This is a genomic window from Archangium gephyra (genome assembly GCF_042230915.1).
In the GTDB taxonomy this organism is placed as follows: domain Bacteria; phylum Myxococcota; class Myxococcia; order Myxococcales; family Myxococcaceae; genus Archangium; species Archangium gephyra_B.
Window position 1 is genome coordinate 4,981,934 of sequence record NZ_CP102578.1, and the last position, 19,700, is coordinate 5,001,633.

Here is a 19,700-nt window from a genome sequence, read left to right on the forward strand (position 1 = left end):
ACACCTCGTCCGCCCGGAGATGCCGAGCCATCTGGAGCTGGCGTGGACGGACCGGTGCGCGGCGGTGCGGGTCGAGGTCGTCCCGGGAGATCACATCAGCATGATGCTCCCGCCCCACGTGGACGGTCTGGCGGCGCGGCTCCGGGCGTGCCTGGAGCGGGCCCATGCCGCCTGAGGCCCGCCGCTTCTTCTCCCCACCCCCTTCCAGGACACGAGAATCTCCATGAGCCCTCAAGAGGCGAAACCAGCAGACCGGCGGAGTCGCAGGCCCTCCCCCGTGGTTCAGGTCGCGAGGCAGGGGGAGCTGCCGCTGTCCTTCGCGCAGCAGCGGTTGTGGTTCATCGAGCAGCTCGCACCGGGAGGGTTCGCGTACAACGTTCCGCTCGCCGCGAGGCTGAAGGGGCGGCTGGACGTGAGCGCGCTGGAGCGGAGTCTGGTGGCGCTCGTGCAGCGGCACGAGGCCCTGCGGACGACGTTCGGCCTGGAGGACGGGCGGCCGATCCAGCGGATTGCCTCGGAGTTGGAGCTGGCGCTGCCGGTGGAGAGCCTGGAGGCGGTGCCGGAGGCAGAGCGCGCCGGTGCGGCCGTGCGCCGGGTGGAGGAGGAGGCCCGGCGCCCGTTCGAGCTGGAGACAGGCCCACTGGTGAGGGCGAGGCTGTTGCGGCTGGCGGCGGACGAGCACGTGCTGGTGCTGGTGATGCACCACATCGTCTGCGATGGCTGGTCGCTGGGGTTGATGGAGCGCGAGCTGACGGAGCTGTACCGGGCCTACGCGCGAGGGGAGACGCCGGAGTTGCCGGCCCTGCCGGTGCAGTGCGTGGACTACGCGGTGTGGCAGCGGGAGTGGCTGAAGGGCGAGGCGCTGGAGGAGCAGCTCGCGTGGTGGAAGCGGCAGCTGGCGGGAGCGCCGCCGGTGTTGGAGCTGCCGACGGACAGGCCCAGGCCCGCGGTGCAGTCCTCCAGAGGAGCCGTGCTGAGGGTGGAGCTGTCTCCGGCGCTGTCCGGAGCGGTGCGGGAGGTGAGCCGGAAGGAGGGAGTGACGCCGTTCATGACGCTGCTGGCGGGCTTCCAGGCGTTGCTGGCGCGCTACAGCGGGCAGAGGGACGTGGTGGTGGGGACGCCGATTTCCGGGCGAAACCGGCGGGAGGTGGAGGGGCTGATGGGCTTCTTCGCCAACACGTTGGCGCTGAGGGTGGAGGCGGCGGGGGAGGAGGGATTCCGGGGGTTGTTGAAGCGGGTGCGGGAGGCGTGTCTGGGCGCCTATGCCCACCAGGACGTGCCCTTCGAGCGGCTGGTGGATGCCTTGCAGCCGGTGCGGGACCTGAGCCGCACGCCGCTGTTCCAGGCCTCGTTCGTGCTGCAGGGAGCCGCGCCCTTCGCGGCGCTGGAGCTGCCCGGCGTGGCGGTGGAGGAGCTCGTCTTCGAGCCCGGCACGGCCAAGTTCGACCTCACCCTCTTCGTGCGGGAGACGGGGAAGGGCTGGGTGGGCCTCTGGGAGTACAACAGCGAGCTGTTCGACGAGCAGACGGTGGCGCGGATGGCGGCGCACTACGCGCGGCTGCTGGAGGGAGCCCTCTCGGACCCGGAGCAGGCGCTGGCGGCGCTGCCCATGCTGTCGGAGGCGGAGCGGCGCCAGGTGCTGGTGGAGTGGAATGACGGCCGTGCGGACTACCCGCGCGAAGCGTGCATCCACCACCTGTTCGAGGCGCAGGCCCGGCGTACTCCGGAGGCCACGGCCGTCGTCACCGAGACGGTTCGGCTCACCTACCGGGAGCTGGAGGCACGTGCCAATCAACTGGCGCGGCGGCTGCGCTCGCTGGGAGTAGGGCCCGAGGTGCGGGTGGGACTGTGCGTGGAGCGCAACGCCGACATGGTGGTGGCGATGCTGGCCATCCTCAAGGCCGGTGGAGCCTACGTGCCACTGGACCCCACCTACCCCAAGGAGCGTCTGGCCTGGCTGCTGGAGGATGCTCGGGGCCCCGCGCTCGTGGCGCACTCGCACCTGCTGGGGGCGCTGCCGCCGCATTCGGTGCCCGTGGTGTGCCTGGACGCGGACGCGGAATTGCTGGGGCGTGAGTCCACGCAGCCGCTGGGGGAGTCGGCGCTGGCGGAAAACCTCGCCTACCTCATCTACACCTCGGGAAGCACGGGCAGGCCCAAGGGGGTGGCCATAGCGCACCAGAGCGCGGTGGCCTTCCTGCACTGGGCGCTGGGCGTCTTCTCGCCCGAGGAGTTACGCGGAGTCTTGGGCTCCACCTCGCTCAACTTCGACCTGTCCGTCTTCGAGGTATTCGCCCCCCTGGCGTGTGGAGGCAGCGTGGTGCTGGCACGCAACGCCCTGCACCTGGCGGAGCTGTCCACGGCCGGAGAGGTGACGCTGCTCAACACGGTGCCCTCGGCCATGGCGCAACTGCTGCGCATGGGGGCGGTGCCGGACTCGGTGCGCACCGTCAACCTGGCCGGAGAGGCGCTGCCGCAGCCGCTGGCGGAGCAGGTGTACGAGGTGCCCGGAGTCAGCAAGCTGTACAACCTGTACGGCCCCTCGGAGGACACCACCTACTCCACGTATGCGCTGGTGAAGAAGGGAGAGGCGCCGCTCATCGGCCGCCCCATCACCAACACGCAGGCGTACGTGCTGGACGGGGAGTTGAGGCCCGTGCCGGTGGGAGTCATTGGAGAGCTGTACCTGGCGGGAGAGGGGCTGGCGCGAGGCTACCTGCACCGGCCGGAGTTGACGGCCGAGCGCTTCCTGCCCGACCCGTTTGGCCCCGCGGGCACGCGCATGTACCGCACGGGAGACCGGGTGAGGTACCGGGCCGACGGAGTGCTGGAGTACCTGGGGCGGGCCGACTTCCAGGTGAAGGTGCGCGGCTTCCGCATCGAGTTGGGGGAGATTGAAGCGGCGCTGCGCCAGCACCCGGCGGTGCGAGACACCGTGTTGCTGGCCCGGGAGGACGGCCCCGGAGGCAAGTGGCTGGTGGCCTACGTGGTGCCCACTTCCCCCACTGCGCCCACTTCCCCTCGCCCTCCGGGAGAGGGACGGGGTGAGGGTACCTCGGGCCACGAGTTGAAGCCCGAGGAGCTGCGTACCTGGCTGAAGAAGACGCTGCCCGAGTACATGGTGCCCTCGGCCTTCGTGGTGCTGGAGGCCTTGCCGCTCACGTCCAACGGCAAGGTGGACCGCAAGGCGCTGCCGGCGCCGGAGGGAGGGGAGGGGAAGGGCGGGTACGTGGCGCCTCGGACGGCGCTGGAGGAGGTGGTGGCGGGAATCTGGGCGTCGCTGCTGGGAGCGCGGCGCGTAGGAGCGGAGGACCACTTCTTCGAGCTGGGAGGGCACTCGCTGCTGGCGACGCAGGTGGCGTCGAGGTTGCGCGAGGTGCTGAAGGTGGAGCTGCCGGTGCGCGCGCTCTTCGAGGCGCCGACGGTGGCGGAGCTGGCCCGGAGGCTGGAAGCCATGTCGGGCGGGCCGCGGGGACCCGAGGCTCCGGCGCTGGTGCCAACGCCGAGGGACGGGGCGCTGCCGCTGTCCTTCGCGCAGCAGCGGCTGTGGTTCCTGGAGCAGCTGACGCCTGGAGGCTTCACCTACAACCTGCCGTACTTCGCCAGGCTCGAGGGCCGGTTGGACGTGGCCGCACTGGAGCGGAGCCTGTGCGAGGTGGTGAGGCGGCACGAGGTACTGCGCACGACATTCACGCAGGTGAATGGGCAGCCGGTGCAACGCATTGCCGGGCAGCTGTCGCTCGCGCTGCCGGTGGAGAGCCTGGAGGACGTGGAGCAGGCACAGAGGCCGCGAGCAGTGCAGCGCCGGGCGGAGGAAGAGGCGCGCAAGCCCTTCGACCTGGAGAAGGGCCCGCTGCTCCGGGCGAGCCTGCTGCGGCTGGCGGCGGAGGAGCACGTGCTGCTGCTGGTGATGCACCACATCGTGTGTGACGGCTGGTCAATGGGGGTGCTGGTGAGGGAGGTGGAGGCGCACTACGGGGCGTACGTGAGAGGGGAGGAGCCGGCGCTGCGAGCACTGCCGGTGCAGTACGGGGACTACGCGAGGTGGCAGCGGGAGTGGTTGAAGGGGGAGGTGCTGGAGGGGCAGCTGGCCTGGTGGAAGCAGAGGCTTGTGGGAGCGCCGTCGGTGCTGGAGTTGCCGACGGACAGGCCGAGGCCGGCGGTGCAGAGCCACCGGGGAGCGCTGCTGAGGGTGGAGCTGCCCAAGGGGCTGCACGGGGCGGTGAGGGAGCTGAGCCGCAAGGAGGGGGTGACGCCGTACATGACGCTGCTGGCGGCGCTGCAGGTGCTGCTGGGGCGTTACAGCGGACAGAAGGACGTGGTGGTGGGCTCGCCCATCGCGGGCCGGACGAGGGGAGAGGTGGAGGGGCTGGTGGGCTTCTTCGTCAACACGCTGGCGCTGAGGGTGGAGACGAAGGCGGAGGAGAGCTTCCGGGAGTTGTTGGGGAGGGTGAGGGAGGTGTGCCTGGGGGCATACGCGCACCAGGAGGTGCCCTTCGAGCAATTGGTGGAGGCGGTGCAACCGGTGCGGGACATGAGCCGCACGCCGCTCTTCCAGGTGCTGTTCGCCCTGCAGGAGGCTCCGGCGAAGGTGGCGCTGCCCGGTTTGTCGCTGGAGACGATGGACGTGGACGCCGGGATGGCGAAGTTCGACCTGTCCTTGTACGTGCGCGAGGGCACGGAGGGGTGGGAGGGCTTCTGGGAGTACAACACCAGCCTGTACGACGAGGCGACGGTGGCGCGGATGGCGGCGCACTACGTGCGGCTGCTGGAGGGGGCGGTGACGCACCCGGAGCAGCGGCCCTGGGAGTTGCCGCTGCTGTCGGAGGCGGAGCGGCGCCAGTTCCTCGTGGAGTGGAATGACACGCATGCGGTCTACCCGGACTCGGGCTGTGTCCACTCGCTGGTGGAAGCACAGGTGCGGCGTACGCCCGAGGCCATCGCCCTGGTCTCGGAGCAGGGCGCGCTGACGTACCGGGAGCTGGACGCGCGTGCCAACCAGCTGGCCTGGTACCTGCGCTCGCTAGGCGTGGGCCCCGAGGTGTGCGTGGGCCTGTGCGTGGAGCGCTCGCTGGAGATGGTGGTGGGGCTGCTCGGCATCCTCAAGGCGGGTGGCGCCTACGTTCCGTTGGATCCCTCCTACCCGGCCGAGCGGCTGGAGCACATGCTCGAGGAGTCCCGGGCGCCGGTCGTCCTCACCCAGGCGGCCGTTGCCTCGCGGCTGCCTCCAGGCGCGCGCTCCGTGTGCCTGGACTCGGACTGGTCCCGGATGGCCTCCCAGCCGGCCTCGCGCCCGGAGAGTGGCGTCACTCCGGAGAACCTCGTCTACGTCATCTACACCTCGGGCAGCACCGGCAAGCCCAAGGGCGCGATGAACACCCACGACGCGGTCGCCAACCGCCTGCTCTGGATGCAGAAGAGCTACGGCCTCACCTCGGAGGATCGCGTCCTGCAGAAGACGCCGTTCACCTTCGACGTGTCGGTCTGGGAGTTCTTCTGGCCGCTGCTCACCGGCGCTCGCCTGTACATGGCTCGGCCCGAGGGGCATCGGGATCCCGCCTACCTGGCCGAGGTCATTTCCCAGCAGGGCATCACCACGCTGCACTTCGTCCCGTCGATGCTGCAGATGTTCCTGGCCCACCCCGGCGTCGAGCGCTGTGCGTTCCGCCGCGTCTTCTGCAGTGGCGAGGAGCTGCCCGCGGAGCTCCAGGAGCGCTTCTTCCGCGCGTTCGGCGCCGAGCTGCACAACCTCTACGGCCCCACGGAGGCCGCGGTCGACGTGTCCTTCTGGGCCTGCCAGCGCGACAGCCGTGAGCGCAAGGTGCCGATCGGCCGGCCCATCGACAACCTGCAACTGTACGTCCTGGATGGCGCGCTGCAGCCCGTGCCCCTCGGGGTGGCCGGGGAGCTGTTCATCGGTGGCGTGGGACTGGCCCGGGGCTACTGCCACCGGCCGGACCTCACCGCCGAGCGGTTCATTCCGCATCCGTTCAGCGCCGAGCCGGGCGCGAGGCTCTACCGCACGGGAGACCTGGCCCGCCTGCTCGGGGATGGAAACGTGGAGTACCTCGGGCGGATCGATCATCAGGTGAAGATCCGCGGCCTGCGGGTGGAGCTGGGGGAGATCGAGGCCGTCATCGCCCGGCACTCCGCGGTCCGCGAGGCGGTGGTGCTCGTCCGGGAGGACGTTCCCGGAGACAAGCGGCTGGTGGCCTACGTCGTTGGAGACGGGCTCGACACGGCCGAGCTGCGCGGCCTGCTGCAGCAGCGGTTGCCCGAGTTCATGGTGCCCTCGGCCTTCGTGGTGCTGGAGGCGATGCCGCTCTCGGCGAACGGGAAGCTCAACCGCAAGGCGCTGCCGGCACCCGACATGGAGGAGGCCCGCGAGGAGTACGAGCCGCCTCGGACGGCCATGGAGCAGGTGGTGGCGGATCTCTGGGCACCGCTGCTGGGGGTGAAGCGGGTGGGGGCTCGGGGTCACTTCTTCTCGCTGGGAGGGCACTCGCTGCTGGCGACGCAGGTGGTGTCGCGGCTGCGCGAGGTGCTGAAGGTGGAACTGCCGGTGCGCGCGCTCTTCGAGGCGCCCACGGTGGCGGAGCTCGCGGCGAGGCTGGAGGAAGCGCTCGGAGGAGAGCAGGGGCCGAGGCCGCTACCCCTGGTGCCAACGCCGAGGGATGGGGCGCTGCCGCTGTCGTTCGCGCAGCAGCGGCTGTTGTTCCTGGAGCAGCTGACGCCCGGAGGTTCCACCTACAACGTGCCGTACTTCGCCAGACTCGAGGGACGGCTGGACGTGGCCGCGCTGGAGCGGAGCCTGTGCGAGGTGGTGAGGCGGCACGAGGTGCTGCGCACGACGTTCACGCAGGTGAATGGGCAGCCGGTGCAGCGCATCGCCGAGCAACTATCGCTCGCGCTGCCGGTGGAGAGCCTGGAGGACGTGGGGCAAGCAGAGAAGCCGCGAGCAGTGCAGCGCCGGGCGGAGGAAGAGGCGCGCAAGCCCTTCGACCTGGAGAAGGGCCCGCTGCTCCGGGCGAGCCTGCTGCGGCTGGCGGCGGAGGAGCACGTGCTGCTGCTGGTGATGCACCACATCGTGTGTGACGGCTGGTCGATGGGGGTGCTGGTGAGGGAGGTGGAGGCGCACTACGGGGCGTACGTGAGGGGAGAGGAGCCCGCCCTCCCAGCACTGCCGGTGCAGTACGGGGACTACGCGAGGTGGCAGCGGGAGTGGTTGAAGGGGGAGGTGCTGGAGGGGCAGTTGGCCTGGTGGAAGCAGAGGCTTGTGGGAGCGCCGCCGGTGCTGGAGTTGCCGACGGACAGGCCGAGGCCGGCGGTGCAGAGCCACCGGGGAGCGCTGCTGAGGGTGGAGTTGCCCAAGGGGCTGCACGGGGCGGTGAGGGAGCTGAGCCGCAAGGAGGGGGTGACGCCGTACATGACGCTGCTGGCGGCGTTGCAGGTGCTGCTGGGGCGCTACAGCGGACAGAAGGACGTGGTGGTGGGCTCGCCCATCGCGGGCCGGACGAGGGGAGAGGTAGAGGGGCTGGTGGGCTTCTTCGTCAACACGCTGGCGTTGCGGGTGGAGACGAAGGCGGCGGAGAGCTTCAGGGAGTTGTTGGGGAGGGTGAGGGAGGTGTGCCTGGGGGCATACGCGTACCAGGAGGTGCCCTTCGAGCAGTTGGTGGAGGCGGTGCAGCCGGTGCGGGACATGAGCCGCACGCCGCTCTTCCAGGTGCTGTTCGCCCTGCAGGAGGCTCCGGCGAAGGTGGCGCTGCCCGGTTTGTCGCTGGAGACGATGGCCGTGGACGCCGGGATGGCGAAGTTCGACCTGTCCTTGTACGTGCGCGAGGGCACGGAGGGGTGGGAGGGCTTCTGGGAGTACAACACCAGCCTGTTCGACGAGGCGACGGTGGCGCGGATGGCGGCGCACTACGTGCGGCTGCTGGAGGGGGCGGTGGCGCACCCGGAGCAGCGGCCCTGGGAGTTGCCGCTGCTGTCGGAGGCGGAGCGGCGCCAGGTGCTGGTGGAGTGGAACGAGGACCGGGCGGACTGCCCGCGCGAGGCGTGCATCCACCACCTGTTCGAGGCGCAGGCCCGGCGCACTCCAGAGGCCACCGCCGTCGTCACCGAGACGGCGCGGCTCGCCTACCGGGAGTTGGAGGCACGTGCCAATCAACTGGCGCGGCGGCTGCGCTCGCTGGGAGTGGGCCCCGAGGTGCGGGTGGGCCTGTGCGTGGAGCGCAACGCCGACATGGTGGTGGCCATGCTGGCCATCCTCAAGGCCGGTGGGGCCTACGTGCCGCTGGACCCCACCTACCCCAAGGAGCGTCTGGCCTGGCTGCTGGAGGATGCCCGGGGCCCCGCGCTCGTGGCGCACTCGCACCTGCTGGGGGCGCTGCCGCCACACTCGGTGCCCGTGGTGTGCCTGGACTCGGACGAGGAATTGCTGGGGCGTGAGTCCACGCAGCCGCTGGGGGACTCGGCGCTGGCGGGCAACCTCGCCTACCTCATCTACACCTCGGGAAGCACGGGCAGGCCCAAGGGGGTGGCCATAGCGCACCAGAGCGCGGTGGCCTTCCTGCACTGGGCGCTGGGCGTCTTCTCGCCCGAGGAGTTACGCGGAGTCTTGGGCTCCACCTCGCTCAACTTCGACCTGTCCGTCTTCGAGGTATTCGCGCCCCTGGCGTGTGGGGGCAGCGTGGTGCTGGCACGCAACGCCCTGCACCTGGCGGAGCTGTCCACGGCCGGAGAGGTGACGCTGCTCAACACGGTGCCCTCGGCCATGGCGCAACTGCTGCGCATGGGAGCGGTGCCGGACTCGGTGCGCACCGTCAACCTGGCCGGAGAGGCGCTGCCGCAGCCGCTGGCGGAGCAGGTGTACGAGGTGCCCGGAGTCAGCAAGCTGTACAACCTGTACGGCCCCTCGGAGGACACAACCTACTCCACGTATGCACTGGTGAAGAGGGGAGAGGCGCCGCTCATCGGCCGCCCCATCACCAACACGCAGGCGTACGTGCTGGACGGGCAACTGAGGCCCGTGCCGGTGGGAGTTATTGGAGAGCTGTACCTGGCGGGAGAGGGGCTGGCGCGAGGATACCTGCACCGGCCGGAACTGACGGCCGAGCGCTTCCTGCCCGACCCGTTTGGCCTCGCGGGCACGCGCATGTACCGCACGGGAGACCGGGTGAGGTACCGGGCCGACGGAGTGCTGGAGTACCTGGGGCGGGCCGATTTCCAGGTGAAGGTGCGCGGCTTCCGCATCGAGCTGGGGGAGATTGAAGCGACGCTGCGCCAGCACCCGGCGGTGCGAGACACCGTGCTGCTGGCCAGGGAGGACGGCCCCGGAGGCAAGTGGCTGGTGGCCTACGTGGTGCCCACTTCCCCCACTGCGCCCACTTCCCCCACTGCGCCCACTTCCCCTCGCCCTCCGGGAGAGGGACGGGGTGAGGGTGCCACGGGCCACGAGTTGAAGCCCGAGGACCTCCGGACCTGGCTGAAGCAGACGCTGCCCGAGTACATGGTGCCCTCGGCCTTCGTAGTCCTGGAGGCCTTGCCGCTCACGCCCAACGGCAAGGTGGACCGCAAGGCGTTGCCAGCGCCGGAGGGAGGGGAGGGAAAGGCTGGGTACGTGGCGCCTCGGACGGCGCTGGAGGAGGTGGTGGCGGGAATCTGGGCGGCGCTGCTGGGAGCGAGGCGGGTAGGAGCGGAGGACCACTTCTTCGAGCTGGGAGGGCACTCGCTGCTGGCGACGCAGGTGGCATCGAGGCTGCGCGAGGTGCTGAAGGTGGAGCTGCCGGTGCGCGCGCTCTTCGAGGCGCCGACGGTGGCGGAACTGGCCCGGCGGCTGGAAGCCATGTCGGGCAGGCCACGGGGACCCGAGGCTCCGGCGCTGGTGCCAACGCCGAGGGACGGGGCGCTGCCGCTGTCCTTCGCGCAGCAGCGGCTGTGGTTCCTGGATCGGCTCGAGCCGGGGAGCGCGCTCTACAACATCCCCATGGCAATGCGCCTGGAAGGGGCGCTCGACGTGGCGGTGCTGGAGCGGGCCCTCGACGAGCTGGTCCGCCGGCACGAGTCCCTGCGGACGACGTTCCAGCAGAACGAGCAGGATGTGCTCCAGCGCATCTCCCCTCCGAGTCCCTTGCCTCTGTCGAAGGTGGATCTGCGGGAGCTGCCCGCCAGCACCCGGGAGCAGGAGGCGCGGCGGCTCGTAGCCGAGGAGGCTCGCCGGCCGTTCGAGCTGACGGTGGGGCCGCTCCTGCGGGTGTCGCTGCTGCGGCTGGAGGAAGAGGCGCACGTGCTGGTGCTGGTGATGCACCACATCGTGTCGGATGGCTGGTCGATGGGCGTGCTCCTCCGGGAGCTGGAGGTGTTGTACGCGGCTCTCGTGACGGGGAGGGAGGCGCCCCTGGGCGCATTGCCCATCCAGTACGCGGACTACGCGCGGTGGCAGCGGGAGTGGCTGCGCGGCGAGGTGCTGGAGTCTCAACTCTCCTGGTGGCGCCAGCAACTGGAAGGCGCCTCGCCCGTCCTGGAACTGCCAACGGATCGGCCGAGGCCCGTGGTGAAGACCTACCGGGGTGCGCTCCAGCCGGTGTTGCTGTCCAGGGCGTTGACGGAAGGCTTGCGGAAGCTGAGCCAGCGCGAGGGGGTCTCGCTCTTCATGACGCTGCTGGCGGGCTTCCAGGCGCTGCTGCACCGCTACTCGGGACAGGACGACATCAGCGTGGGCTCGCCCATCGCGGGCCGTGGCCGCTCCGAGGTGGAAGGGCTGATCGGCTTCTTCGTCAATACGCTCGTCCTGCGCTCGCGCTTCTCCCCCGAGGCCTCCTTCCGCGACCTGCTGCTGCAGGTGCGTGACACCACCCTGGGTGCGTACGAGCACCAGGACATCCCCTTCGAGAAGCTCGTCGAGCAGCTCCAGCCCCAGCGCGACCCGAGCCGCTCGCCGCTCTTCCAGGTGCTGTTCGCCCTGCAGAACATGCCCCTCCCCGAGCTGGCTCTGGGCGGGCTCAAGAGCTCTCCCCTGGAATCCGAGGGAGGTCTCTCCAAGTTCGAGCTGTCCCTCTTCATGCAAGAGACCCCGGAGGGGCTGCGCGGCGTCTTCGAGTACAACACCGACCTCTTCGAGCCGGCGACGATCGCCCGCATGGCCGAGCACCTGCAGGTGCTGCTGGCCGCCGCGGTGGCCTCGCCCGGCACGCCCGTGTCCCGCCTGCCCCTGCTCACCCAGGCCGAGCAGAACAAGCTGCTGGTGGAGTGGAACGACACGCGCGTGGACTACCCGCGCGAGGCTTGCATCCACGAGCTGTTCGAGGCCCAGGCCGCCCGTACTCCGGATGCCCTCGCCGTGCAGTTCGAGGGCGTCTCCCTCACCTACCGCCAGCTCGACTCGCGCTCCAACCAGCTGGCCCACCACCTGCGCCACCTGGGCATGCGGCCCGGCACTCCCGTGGCCCTGTGCGTCGAGCGCTCCCTGGAGATGGTGGTCGCCACCCTCGCCATCCTCAAGGCCGGCGGTGCCTACGTCCCGCTCGACCCCGCCTACCCCCGCGAGCGCCTGGAGTTCATGCTCCAGGACGTCCAGGCCCCGCTGCTGCTGGCCCAGCGTCACCTCGCCGAGCGCCTGCCTCCCAACGACGCCCGCCAGGTGCTGCTGGATGCCGAGTGGCACCTCATCGCCCAGGAGAGCCAGGCGCCTGTGCGCTCCGGGGTGACACCCGAGGCACTGGCCTACGTCATGTACACCTCGGGCTCCACCGGCCGGCCCAAGGGCGTGTGCATTCCCCACCGGGGCGTGGTGCGCCTCGTCATGGGCACCAGCTTCGTCCGCTTCGGCCCAGACGAAGTCATGCTGCAGCTGGCTCCCATCTCCTTCGATGCCGCCACCCTGGAGCTATGGGGCAGCCTGCTGCACGGTGGCAGGCTCGTCGTCTTCTCCCCTCGCGCCCCCTCCTTCGAGGAGCTGGGACACGCCCTGCGCCAACACGGGATTACCACCCTGTGGTTGACGGCTGCCCTCTTCGACCAGATGGCCCTCACGCAGTCCGAGGCGCTCTCTCATGTGCGTCAGGTGCTCGCCGGTGGTGACGTGCTGGCGCCCGAGCGTGTCAAGGCGCGTCTGGCGCGAGGCCTGCTCGTCAACGGCTACGGGCCCACCGAGAGCACCACCTTCGCCACCACCCACGTGCTCACCCGTCCCGAGCAGGTGGGCCACTCCGTCTCCATCGGCCGCCCCATCTCCAACACCCAGGTGTACGTGCTGGACGAACGGCTGCAGCCAGTGCCCACCGGCGTGCCCGGCGAGCTCTACATCGGCGGCGACGGCCTGGGCTGGGGCTATCTGCACCGCCCGGAGCTCACGGCCGAGAAGTTCGTTCCCCACCCCTTCGCCACTGCCCCTGGCGAGCGCCTCTACCGCACCGGAGACAAGGTGCGCTGGCTGGCCGATGGCACGCTGGAGTTCCTCGGCCGCCTGGACTCGCAGGTGAAGGTGCGCGGCTTCCGCATCGAGCTGGGCGAAATCGAGTCCGTGCTCGACCGCCACCCGGCGGTGCGCCAGAGCATCGTCATCGCCCGCGAGGACAGCCCCGGCGACAAGCGCCTCGTGGCCTACGTCGTGGGTATCGAGGACCCCGGGTTGAACCTCGCGGAGCTGCGCACCTGTCTGAAGCAGAAGTTGCCCGAGTACATGGTGCCCTCGGCCTTCGTGGTGCTGGAAGCACTGCCGCTCACGTCCAACGGCAAGGTGGACCGCAAGGCCCTGCCCGCGCCGGACTCGCAACAGCGGAGCAGTGGGCACTTCGTCTCCCCGGAGGCCGGGCTCGAGCAGGTGCTCGCGGCCATCTGGGCCGAAGTGCTCCGGCTGGAGCGGGTGGGCGCGGACGACAACTTCTTCGATCTCGGTGGCAACTCCCTCCTGCTTCAGACCGTGCACATGCGGCTCGAGGCGCGGATGGGCCGCCGGATTCCCCTGGTGGAGCTGTTCCAATTCTCGACGGTGCGCTCCCTGGCCACGCACCTGTCGGGCAACGGTGCGCCAGCCGCCACCGCCGGGGAAGCCTCGGCGGCCACGGGCGAGAACCGGCGCGACAACCTTCGCCGACTCGCCCTGCATCGGCGTGGACGCCCGGTCTCTGGCTGAGGAGCAATCATGGACAACCCGAACGACACCAACCCCCAGGGCCCGGCAGGGGAGATGGCCATCGCCATCGTGGGCCTCTCCTTGCGCGTTCCCGGTGCACCGGATGAGCGCCGCTTCTGGTCCAACCTCGCCTCGGGGGTGGAGTCCATCACCCTGCTCGACGCCGCGGCGCGGGCGCGGGCCGGCATGCCCTCGGGCGACGACGTGGTCGCCGCGGCGGGCGTCCTCGAGGGAATCGAATTCTTCGATGCCCCCTTCTTCGGCTACTCGCCCCGCGAGGCCGAGCAGATGGATCCGCAGCAGCGGTTCTTCCTCGAGTGCGCCTGGTCCGCGCTCGAGTCCGCCGGGTATGCGCCCCGGGGAACTCCGATGCGCGCGTCCGTCTACGCGGGAGCCTCCTTCAGCACCTACCTGCTCTCGAGCGTGCTCCCGGAGGTGGAGCGGAGCGGTGGCGGTCTGAACGAGAGCCTCCATGGCAATCGCGGCGACTATCTGGCGACGCGGGTGGCCTACGAGCTGGACCTCACCGGGCCTGGCCTGACCGTGCAGACGGCCTGCTCGACCTCGCTGGTCGCGGTCCACCTCGCGTGCCAGGCCCTGCTGTCCGGAGAGTGTGAGCTCGCGCTCGCCGGAGGGGTGGCCATCCGGGTTCCCCAGCTCAATCCGCACCGCTTCCAGGACGGCGGCATCCTCTCGCCCGACGGGCACTGCCGCGCCTTCGATGCCCGGGCCGCTGGCGTGGTGGACGGCAATGGTGTCGGAGTCGTCGTGCTCAAGCGGCTCTCCGATGCGCTCGCCCACGGCGATCCCATCCGGGCGGTCATCCTCGGCACGGCCATCAACAACGACGGGAGCGGCAAGACCGGGTTCACCGCTCCCTCGGTGAATGGCCAGGCCGCGGTCGTCACCGAGGCCCTGGCGATGGCGGGAGTCGAGCCGGCCTCCCTCTCGTACATCGAGGCGCACGGTACGGGCACGCCACTCGGAGACCCGATCGAGGTCGCCGCGCTCAAACAGGTGTTCCAGGGGGGCGCACCGGGCTCGTGTGGCCTCGGCTCGGTGAAGACGAACATCGGGCACCTCGATGCCGCGGCGGGAGTCACCGGGCTGATCAAGACGGTGCTGGCCCTGGAGCACCGCCTGCTGCCACCGACACTGCATTTCCAGGAGCCCAACCCCCGGCTGGGGCTGGAGGACAGCCCCTTCTACGTGGTGTCCAGGCCGAGCCCCTGGACGGGACCGGCACCGCGGCGCGCGGGGGTGAGCGCGTTCGGCATCGGCGGCACTAATGCGCACGCCGTGTTGCAGGAGGCCCCCGCCGTCCCGAGCGGCGAGCCGTCACGCGGCGAGGAGCTGGTGCTGCTGTCGGCGAAGTCGGAGGCCGCGCTGGAGCGGATGAGCGCCGAGCTCGCCGGGCACCTCGGACAGGGGAGCGAGCGGCTCGCGGACGTGGCGCACACGCTGCAGACCGGGCGGGCCCGCTTCCCCTGGAGGCGCTTCGTGGTGAGTGGCCGTCCCGAGGAGGCGGCGGCGCTGCTCGGGGGGAGCGAGCCCGAGCGGGTGCGCACCGCGTTGGACGAGGCCGAGCGGCGGGGGGCCGTGTTCCTCTTTCCCGGAGGCGGCTCGCAGCGCGTCAACATGGGCACTGGCTTCATGCGCGAGCCGGCCTTCCGGGAGGCGCTCGACCGGTGCGCCGAGCTGATGCGCGGCCCGCTCGGCGGAGATCTCCGGGAGGTGATGTTCGCGCCGCCCGATCGCTTCGATGCCGCGAGCCGCGAGCTGGACCGGCCCCTCTGGGTGCAGAGTGCGCTGTTCGCATGTGACTGGGCCATGGCGCAGCTGTGGCTCTCGTGGGGCGTGCAACCGGAGGCGCTGCTCGGCCACTCGCTGGGAGAGTATGTCGCGGCGTGCCTGGCGGGCGTCTTCACGCTCGAGGAGGCCTGCTCCATCGTGGCCGTTCGAGCCCGGATGATGGAGGAGATGCCGCCGGGGGCCATGGTCTCGGTGCTCGCTCCCGTGGAGGAACTCACCCCGTTGCTCGGCACGGCGCTCTCCATCGCGGCGATCAACGGGCCCTCCACGTGTGTCCTCTCGGGGCCGCTGGAGGAGATTGAAGCCCTCGAGCGGACGCTGGAGGCGCGCGGGGTGTCGTGCAAGCGGGTGCGCTACGCACGGGCGGCGCACTCATCGATGCTCGACCCCTACCTCGCTGACTTCCAGCGGGTGGTGGAGCGGGTGAAGCTGCGGCCGCCGAATCTTCCGGTCCTGTCGAGCGCCACCGGCCAGTGGCTGAGCGAGCGCGAGGCGACCGACCCCGCGTACTGGGTCCGCCACCTGCGCAACACGGTCCGGTTCTCCGACGCGCTGTCGCTCCTGCTCTCCTCCGGGGAGCGGGCGCTGATCGAGGTAGGGCCAGGCGCCACGCTGGGCTCGCTCGCGCGGCAGCATCCCGCGCGCACCTCCCAGCCGGTGCTCGCCACGCTGCCGGACGTGGCGGCACCACGGACGAGCCCCTTGCTGGCCCTGGGCGAGGCGTGGCTGGCGGGAGTCCCCATCGACTGGGAGCGCTTCCGCGCGGGCGAGCGCCGCCGCCGGGTGCCTCTGCCGACCTACAGCTTCGACCGCGAGCGGTACTGGCTGGAGCCGGCGAGCCGCCAGTCCGCCCCCCGGGCCCGAAGCCACGAGCCGCGGCCTGACCCCGCGCCCCAGCGCACCTCGCGGCGGGGTGGCGCGGTGGTGCCCGCGCGCAATGAGACCGAGAAGGCCCTGGTCGAGTGCTTCCAGGAGGTGTTCCGCATCGAGGCACTCGGTATCCACGATGACTTCTTCGCGCTCGGCGGCGATTCACTCATGGCGTTGAGCCTGACCGCGCGGCTCACGAAGCACCTGGGCGTCAAGCTGGCCCTCAAGGACGTGGTGGAGGCGCCGACCCCCGCTGCGTTGGCGGAGCGGCTCGGGGCCTCCCAGGGGTCGGGTGGCACGCCAGAGGCGCGATCCGGTTGCCTCGTGCAGCTCCAGGAGGGGACGCACGGGCCTCCGCTCTTCTTCGTCCATGCGATGGGCGGGCAGGTGCTCTTCTACCGGGAGATCGCGCGGTGCATCGATCCCTCCCGGCCCGCCTACGGCTTCGAGTCGGCGGGGTTGAGCGGGCGCGAGCGCTGCCACACGTCGGTCGAGGAGATGGCGGCGCACTACCTCCAGGAGCTCCGGTCGGTGCGGCCCGAGGGGCCGTACCTGCTCGCGGGCTCGTCCTTCGGAGGGATCGTCGCGTACGAGATGGCGCGCCGCCTGTCGGCCGAGGGCCACGCGGTGCCGTTGTGCGCGTTGTTCGACTCGCCCGGCCCGGGACGCCTCCCGGAGCGGAGGGAGGACGAGGCCGATGTGCTCTCCTTCCTGGTGCGGGACTGGTTCCAGGTGTCTCCCGAGCAGCTGCGCGGGTTGTCACTCGACGCGCAGCTCCAGCGGGTGCTCGATGAGGCGCAGCGGGCGGGAGTGGAGGCCCTCTTCTCGGATGTCGAGCGGGGCCGCCGGATGCTCCAGGTGTGGATGGCCAACGCCGAGGCCATGTACCGGTACACGGCGCCGCGTTGGGAGGACGGAGCGCTGCAGTACTTCCGCGCCGCGCAGGTCGCGCCGGGACTGCCACCCCGCGGCGAGACGGCGTGGATCGAGCTGGGCCCGGCGGTGCGGGTGGAAGTCGTGCCGGGAGATCACATGGGCATGTTGCGGCCTCCCCACCTGGAAGGTTTGGCGGCGCGGATCAGGAAGTGCCTGTGAGCTTCCGTCTGTCCAGCCATCCCTCCTTCCGGGCCTTCGAGCATCGCGACTACGTGCGGCTCTGGCTCGGCGCGTTCGTCTCCAACATCGGCACGTGGATGGAGACGCTCGCGTTGGGCGTCTACGTCACCGAGGTGACGGGCCGGGCCGAGTGGACCGGCGGTATCGCCGCGTTGACGTACCTGCCCTCGGCCGTGCTCGCGCCGGTGGCGGGGGCCCTCGCGGATCGCCTCGACCGGCGCACCTGGATGCTGATGTGCATGGGGGGACAGACGCTGCTCGCCGGCCTCCTCACGGCGCTGGCCTTCAGCGGGCAGCTCTCCGTGCCGGTGGTGGCCGTCCTCTCCTTCCTCAACGGTTGTGTCGCCACGCTCGCGGGCCCGGTCTACTCCGCGCTGATCGCCGGGCTCGTCTCGCCCCAGCACCTGCACAGCGCGCAGAGCCTCGACTCGGCGCAGTTCAACCTCGGGCGCATCCTCGGGCCGGTGCTGGCCGCGGTGGTGCTCGCCAGATGGGGCGTGGGCTGGGCCCTCCTCGTCAACACGCTCTCCTTCCTGACGGTGTTCCTCGCGCTCGCGAAGCTCCCTCCGGTGGCCCGCTCCGCTTCCGCCGCCGCCGAGAGCCTCTGGGGTGGTCTCGTGAGGGGAGTGCGAGTGGCGCGGGGGGACGAGGGAATCGGGCTGGCGCTGAGTGGGACGTTCGCGGTGGCGGTGCTCATCGCGCCCTTCATCGGGCTGGTGCCGGTGTTCGCCATCCAGGTCTTCCAGGGGGACGCCACCGCCACGTCCATGCTCATCACGGCGCAGGGCCTGGGGGCGGTGGTGGCCGCGGTGCTCGCGGGGTGGCTGGCCGAGCGGCTGGGCCGCCGGCGCCTGCTGGAGGGGAGCGTGCTGCTGCTGGGGCCGGTGGCCGCCATGTACTGGCTCTCGCCCAGCCTGGCCTTCGCGGGCGTAGCGGTGTTCTGCCTGGGCGCGGTGTACATGTGGGTGCTCACTGGGCTGTCCACCGTCTGCCAGGCGCGAGCGCCCCGGGAGGCGCTGGCGCGGGTGATCAGCTTCTACGTCATGCTGCTCAACGTCGGCTACTCGGTGGGCGTCTGGCTGCAGGGCGCGCTCGCCGATCGCCTGGGCCTGCGTCCCGTCACCGCTTGCGCCGCGCTGGGGTTGCTCGGCCTGGTGCTGGCATGGCGCGCCCTGCGCCCGCGCGGTGTGGAGGCCCTGGAGGGCTGAGGCTACGCGCCGCGTCCCTCGAGCAGCGCGAGCCAGTCCTGGCGCGGGTCTCCGAAGGCCAGGAAGGACGGGTTGAGGATCTGCTCCTTGTTGTAGACGAGCCGCCGGCCCGCCATGTCCGTCACCGCTCCTCCCGCGGCCTCCAGGACGCACTGCGCCGCCCCGGTGTCCCACTCGGACGTGGGCTGGAGCCGCGGGTAGAAGTCCGCCTTGCCCTCGGCGACGAGGCAGAACTTGAGCGAGCTGCCCATGTTCGCGGTGCTCGCCGTGGTGAGCCGCTTCAGCAGCGCCTCCACCTGCGGGCCCGCGTGGTCCTTGCTCGCCACGATGACCAGCCGCTCCAGGTTCGCGGGCCGCGTGCGGATGGCCACCGGCGCCTGCCCGGCCTGCGCCATGAATGCGCCCGCTCCCTTGCGGCCCCAGTAGGTGACGCCCGTCACGGGCACGTGCACCACGCCCATCACGGGCTCGCTGCCGGACACGAGGGCGATGTTCACGGTGAACTCGCCCGTGCCCTTGATGAACTCCTTCGTGCCGTCGAGCGGATCCACCAGCCAGAAGGTGCTCCACTTGCGCCGCTCGGCCACATCCATCTCGCTCGACTCCTCGGAGAGCACCGGGAGGTCGGGCGTCAGCCGCCGCAGGGCCTCGACGATGAGCGTGTGCGCGGCCTTGTCCGCGGCCGTCAGCGGGGAGTCATCCCCCTTGCGCTCGACGGCGACGTTGCCTCCGTAGAACTGGAGCGTGGCCCGCCCCGCCTGGCGCGCCACCTCGCACACGGCCGACACCAACGCTTCATCTGTCTTCGTCATGAACGTTCCTCTCCGCGCGAGGATCCCCGTTTCCCCTCAGGCGGGGAAGTGGTTTATGGGAGGGCCATGAGACTGATTGGCGCGGGATTCGGACGCACGGGGACGAAGTCGCTCCAGGCCGCACTCGAGGAGCTGGGCCTCAAGCCCTGCTACCACATGACGGAGGTCATCAAGGATCCGTCCCACATGGCCCTCTGGACCGATGCGGCCGAGGGCAGGCCGGTCGACTGGAAGCGGATGTTCCAGGGCTACGAGGCGACGGTGGATTGGCCCGGCTGCACCTACTACAAGGAATTGATGCAGGCCTTCCCCGACGCGAAGGTGCTGCTGAGCGTGCGCGATCCGGAGAAGTGGTACGAGAGCGCGTACAACACCATCTACGGGAGCCTGCGCGCGTTCCCCTTCAACGTCATCCGTCACGTCGTGCCGCCCATGCGGCGGATGGCGCGCATGGTGGACGGCATCATCTGGGACGGCACCTTCAAGGGCCGGTTCGAGGACAAGCAGTTCGCCATCGAGGTCTTCAACCGGCACATCGAGGACGTGAAGAAGAACGTCCCCGCGGACCGGCTGCTCGTCTACGAGGTGAAGGAAGGGTGGGAGCCCCTGTGCCGGTTCCTCGGCCTGGAGGTCCCCAAGGACAAGCCCTTCCCCCGCCTCAACGACACCGCCGACTTCCAGAGGATGATCCGCGAGCGCATGAAGTCCGCGTTCCTCCCCTGGCACAAGTCCCGGCCGTCCTGACGGCCC

6 protein-coding genes are annotated in these 19,700 nt (G+C 70.6%); 5 read left to right on the forward strand and 1 reads right to left on the reverse strand.

Annotated elements, in window-relative coordinates; all coding sequences use genetic code 11:
• The first annotated feature begins 19 nt into the window (after positions 1 to 19).
• From NR798_RS19680 to NR798_RS19695, 4 genes are all read left to right on the forward strand, one after another.
• A complete protein-coding gene (locus NR798_RS19680) occupies positions 20 to 175 on the forward strand; it encodes a hypothetical protein (RefSeq protein ID WP_375773025.1) in 156 nt (51 codons plus the stop codon).
• Between the two features lie 102 nt (positions 176 to 277).
• Entirely contained in the window at positions 278 to 13,132 is a 12,855-nt protein-coding gene (locus NR798_RS19685; protein ID WP_375773026.1) for a non-ribosomal peptide synthase/polyketide synthase, read from the forward strand.
• 9 nt (positions 13,133 to 13,141) lie between these two features.
• The gene (locus tag NR798_RS19690; protein ID WP_375773027.1) at positions 13,142 to 16,909 is read left to right on the forward strand and encodes a type I polyketide synthase; all 3,768 of its coding nucleotides are present in this window, start codon (positions 13,142 to 13,144) and stop codon (positions 16,907 to 16,909) included.
• A complete protein-coding gene (locus NR798_RS19695; protein ID WP_375773028.1) occupies positions 16,906 to 18,138 on the forward strand; it encodes an MFS transporter in 1,233 nt (410 codons plus the stop codon). The genes NR798_RS19690 and NR798_RS19695 overlap by 4 nt, the downstream gene beginning before the upstream one ends.
• A 2-nt stretch (positions 18,139 to 18,140) precedes the next feature.
• On the opposite strand, the gene cysQ is transcribed toward NR798_RS19695, so the two are convergent.
• On the reverse strand, positions 18,141 to 18,950 hold the full coding sequence (gene cysQ / locus NR798_RS19700; RefSeq protein ID WP_375773029.1) for a 3'(2'),5'-bisphosphate nucleotidase CysQ: 810 nt from the start codon (positions 18,948 to 18,950) through the stop codon (positions 18,141 to 18,143).
• A 66-nt stretch (positions 18,951 to 19,016) separates the two neighbouring features.
• Here cysQ and NR798_RS19705 point away from each other — a divergent pair, with 66 nt between their 5' ends.
• The gene (locus NR798_RS19705) at positions 19,017 to 19,694 is read left to right on the forward strand and encodes a sulfotransferase family protein (protein WP_375773030.1); all 678 of its coding nucleotides are present in this window, start codon (positions 19,017 to 19,019) and stop codon (positions 19,692 to 19,694) included.
• Positions 19,695 to 19,700 lie beyond the last annotated feature (6 nt).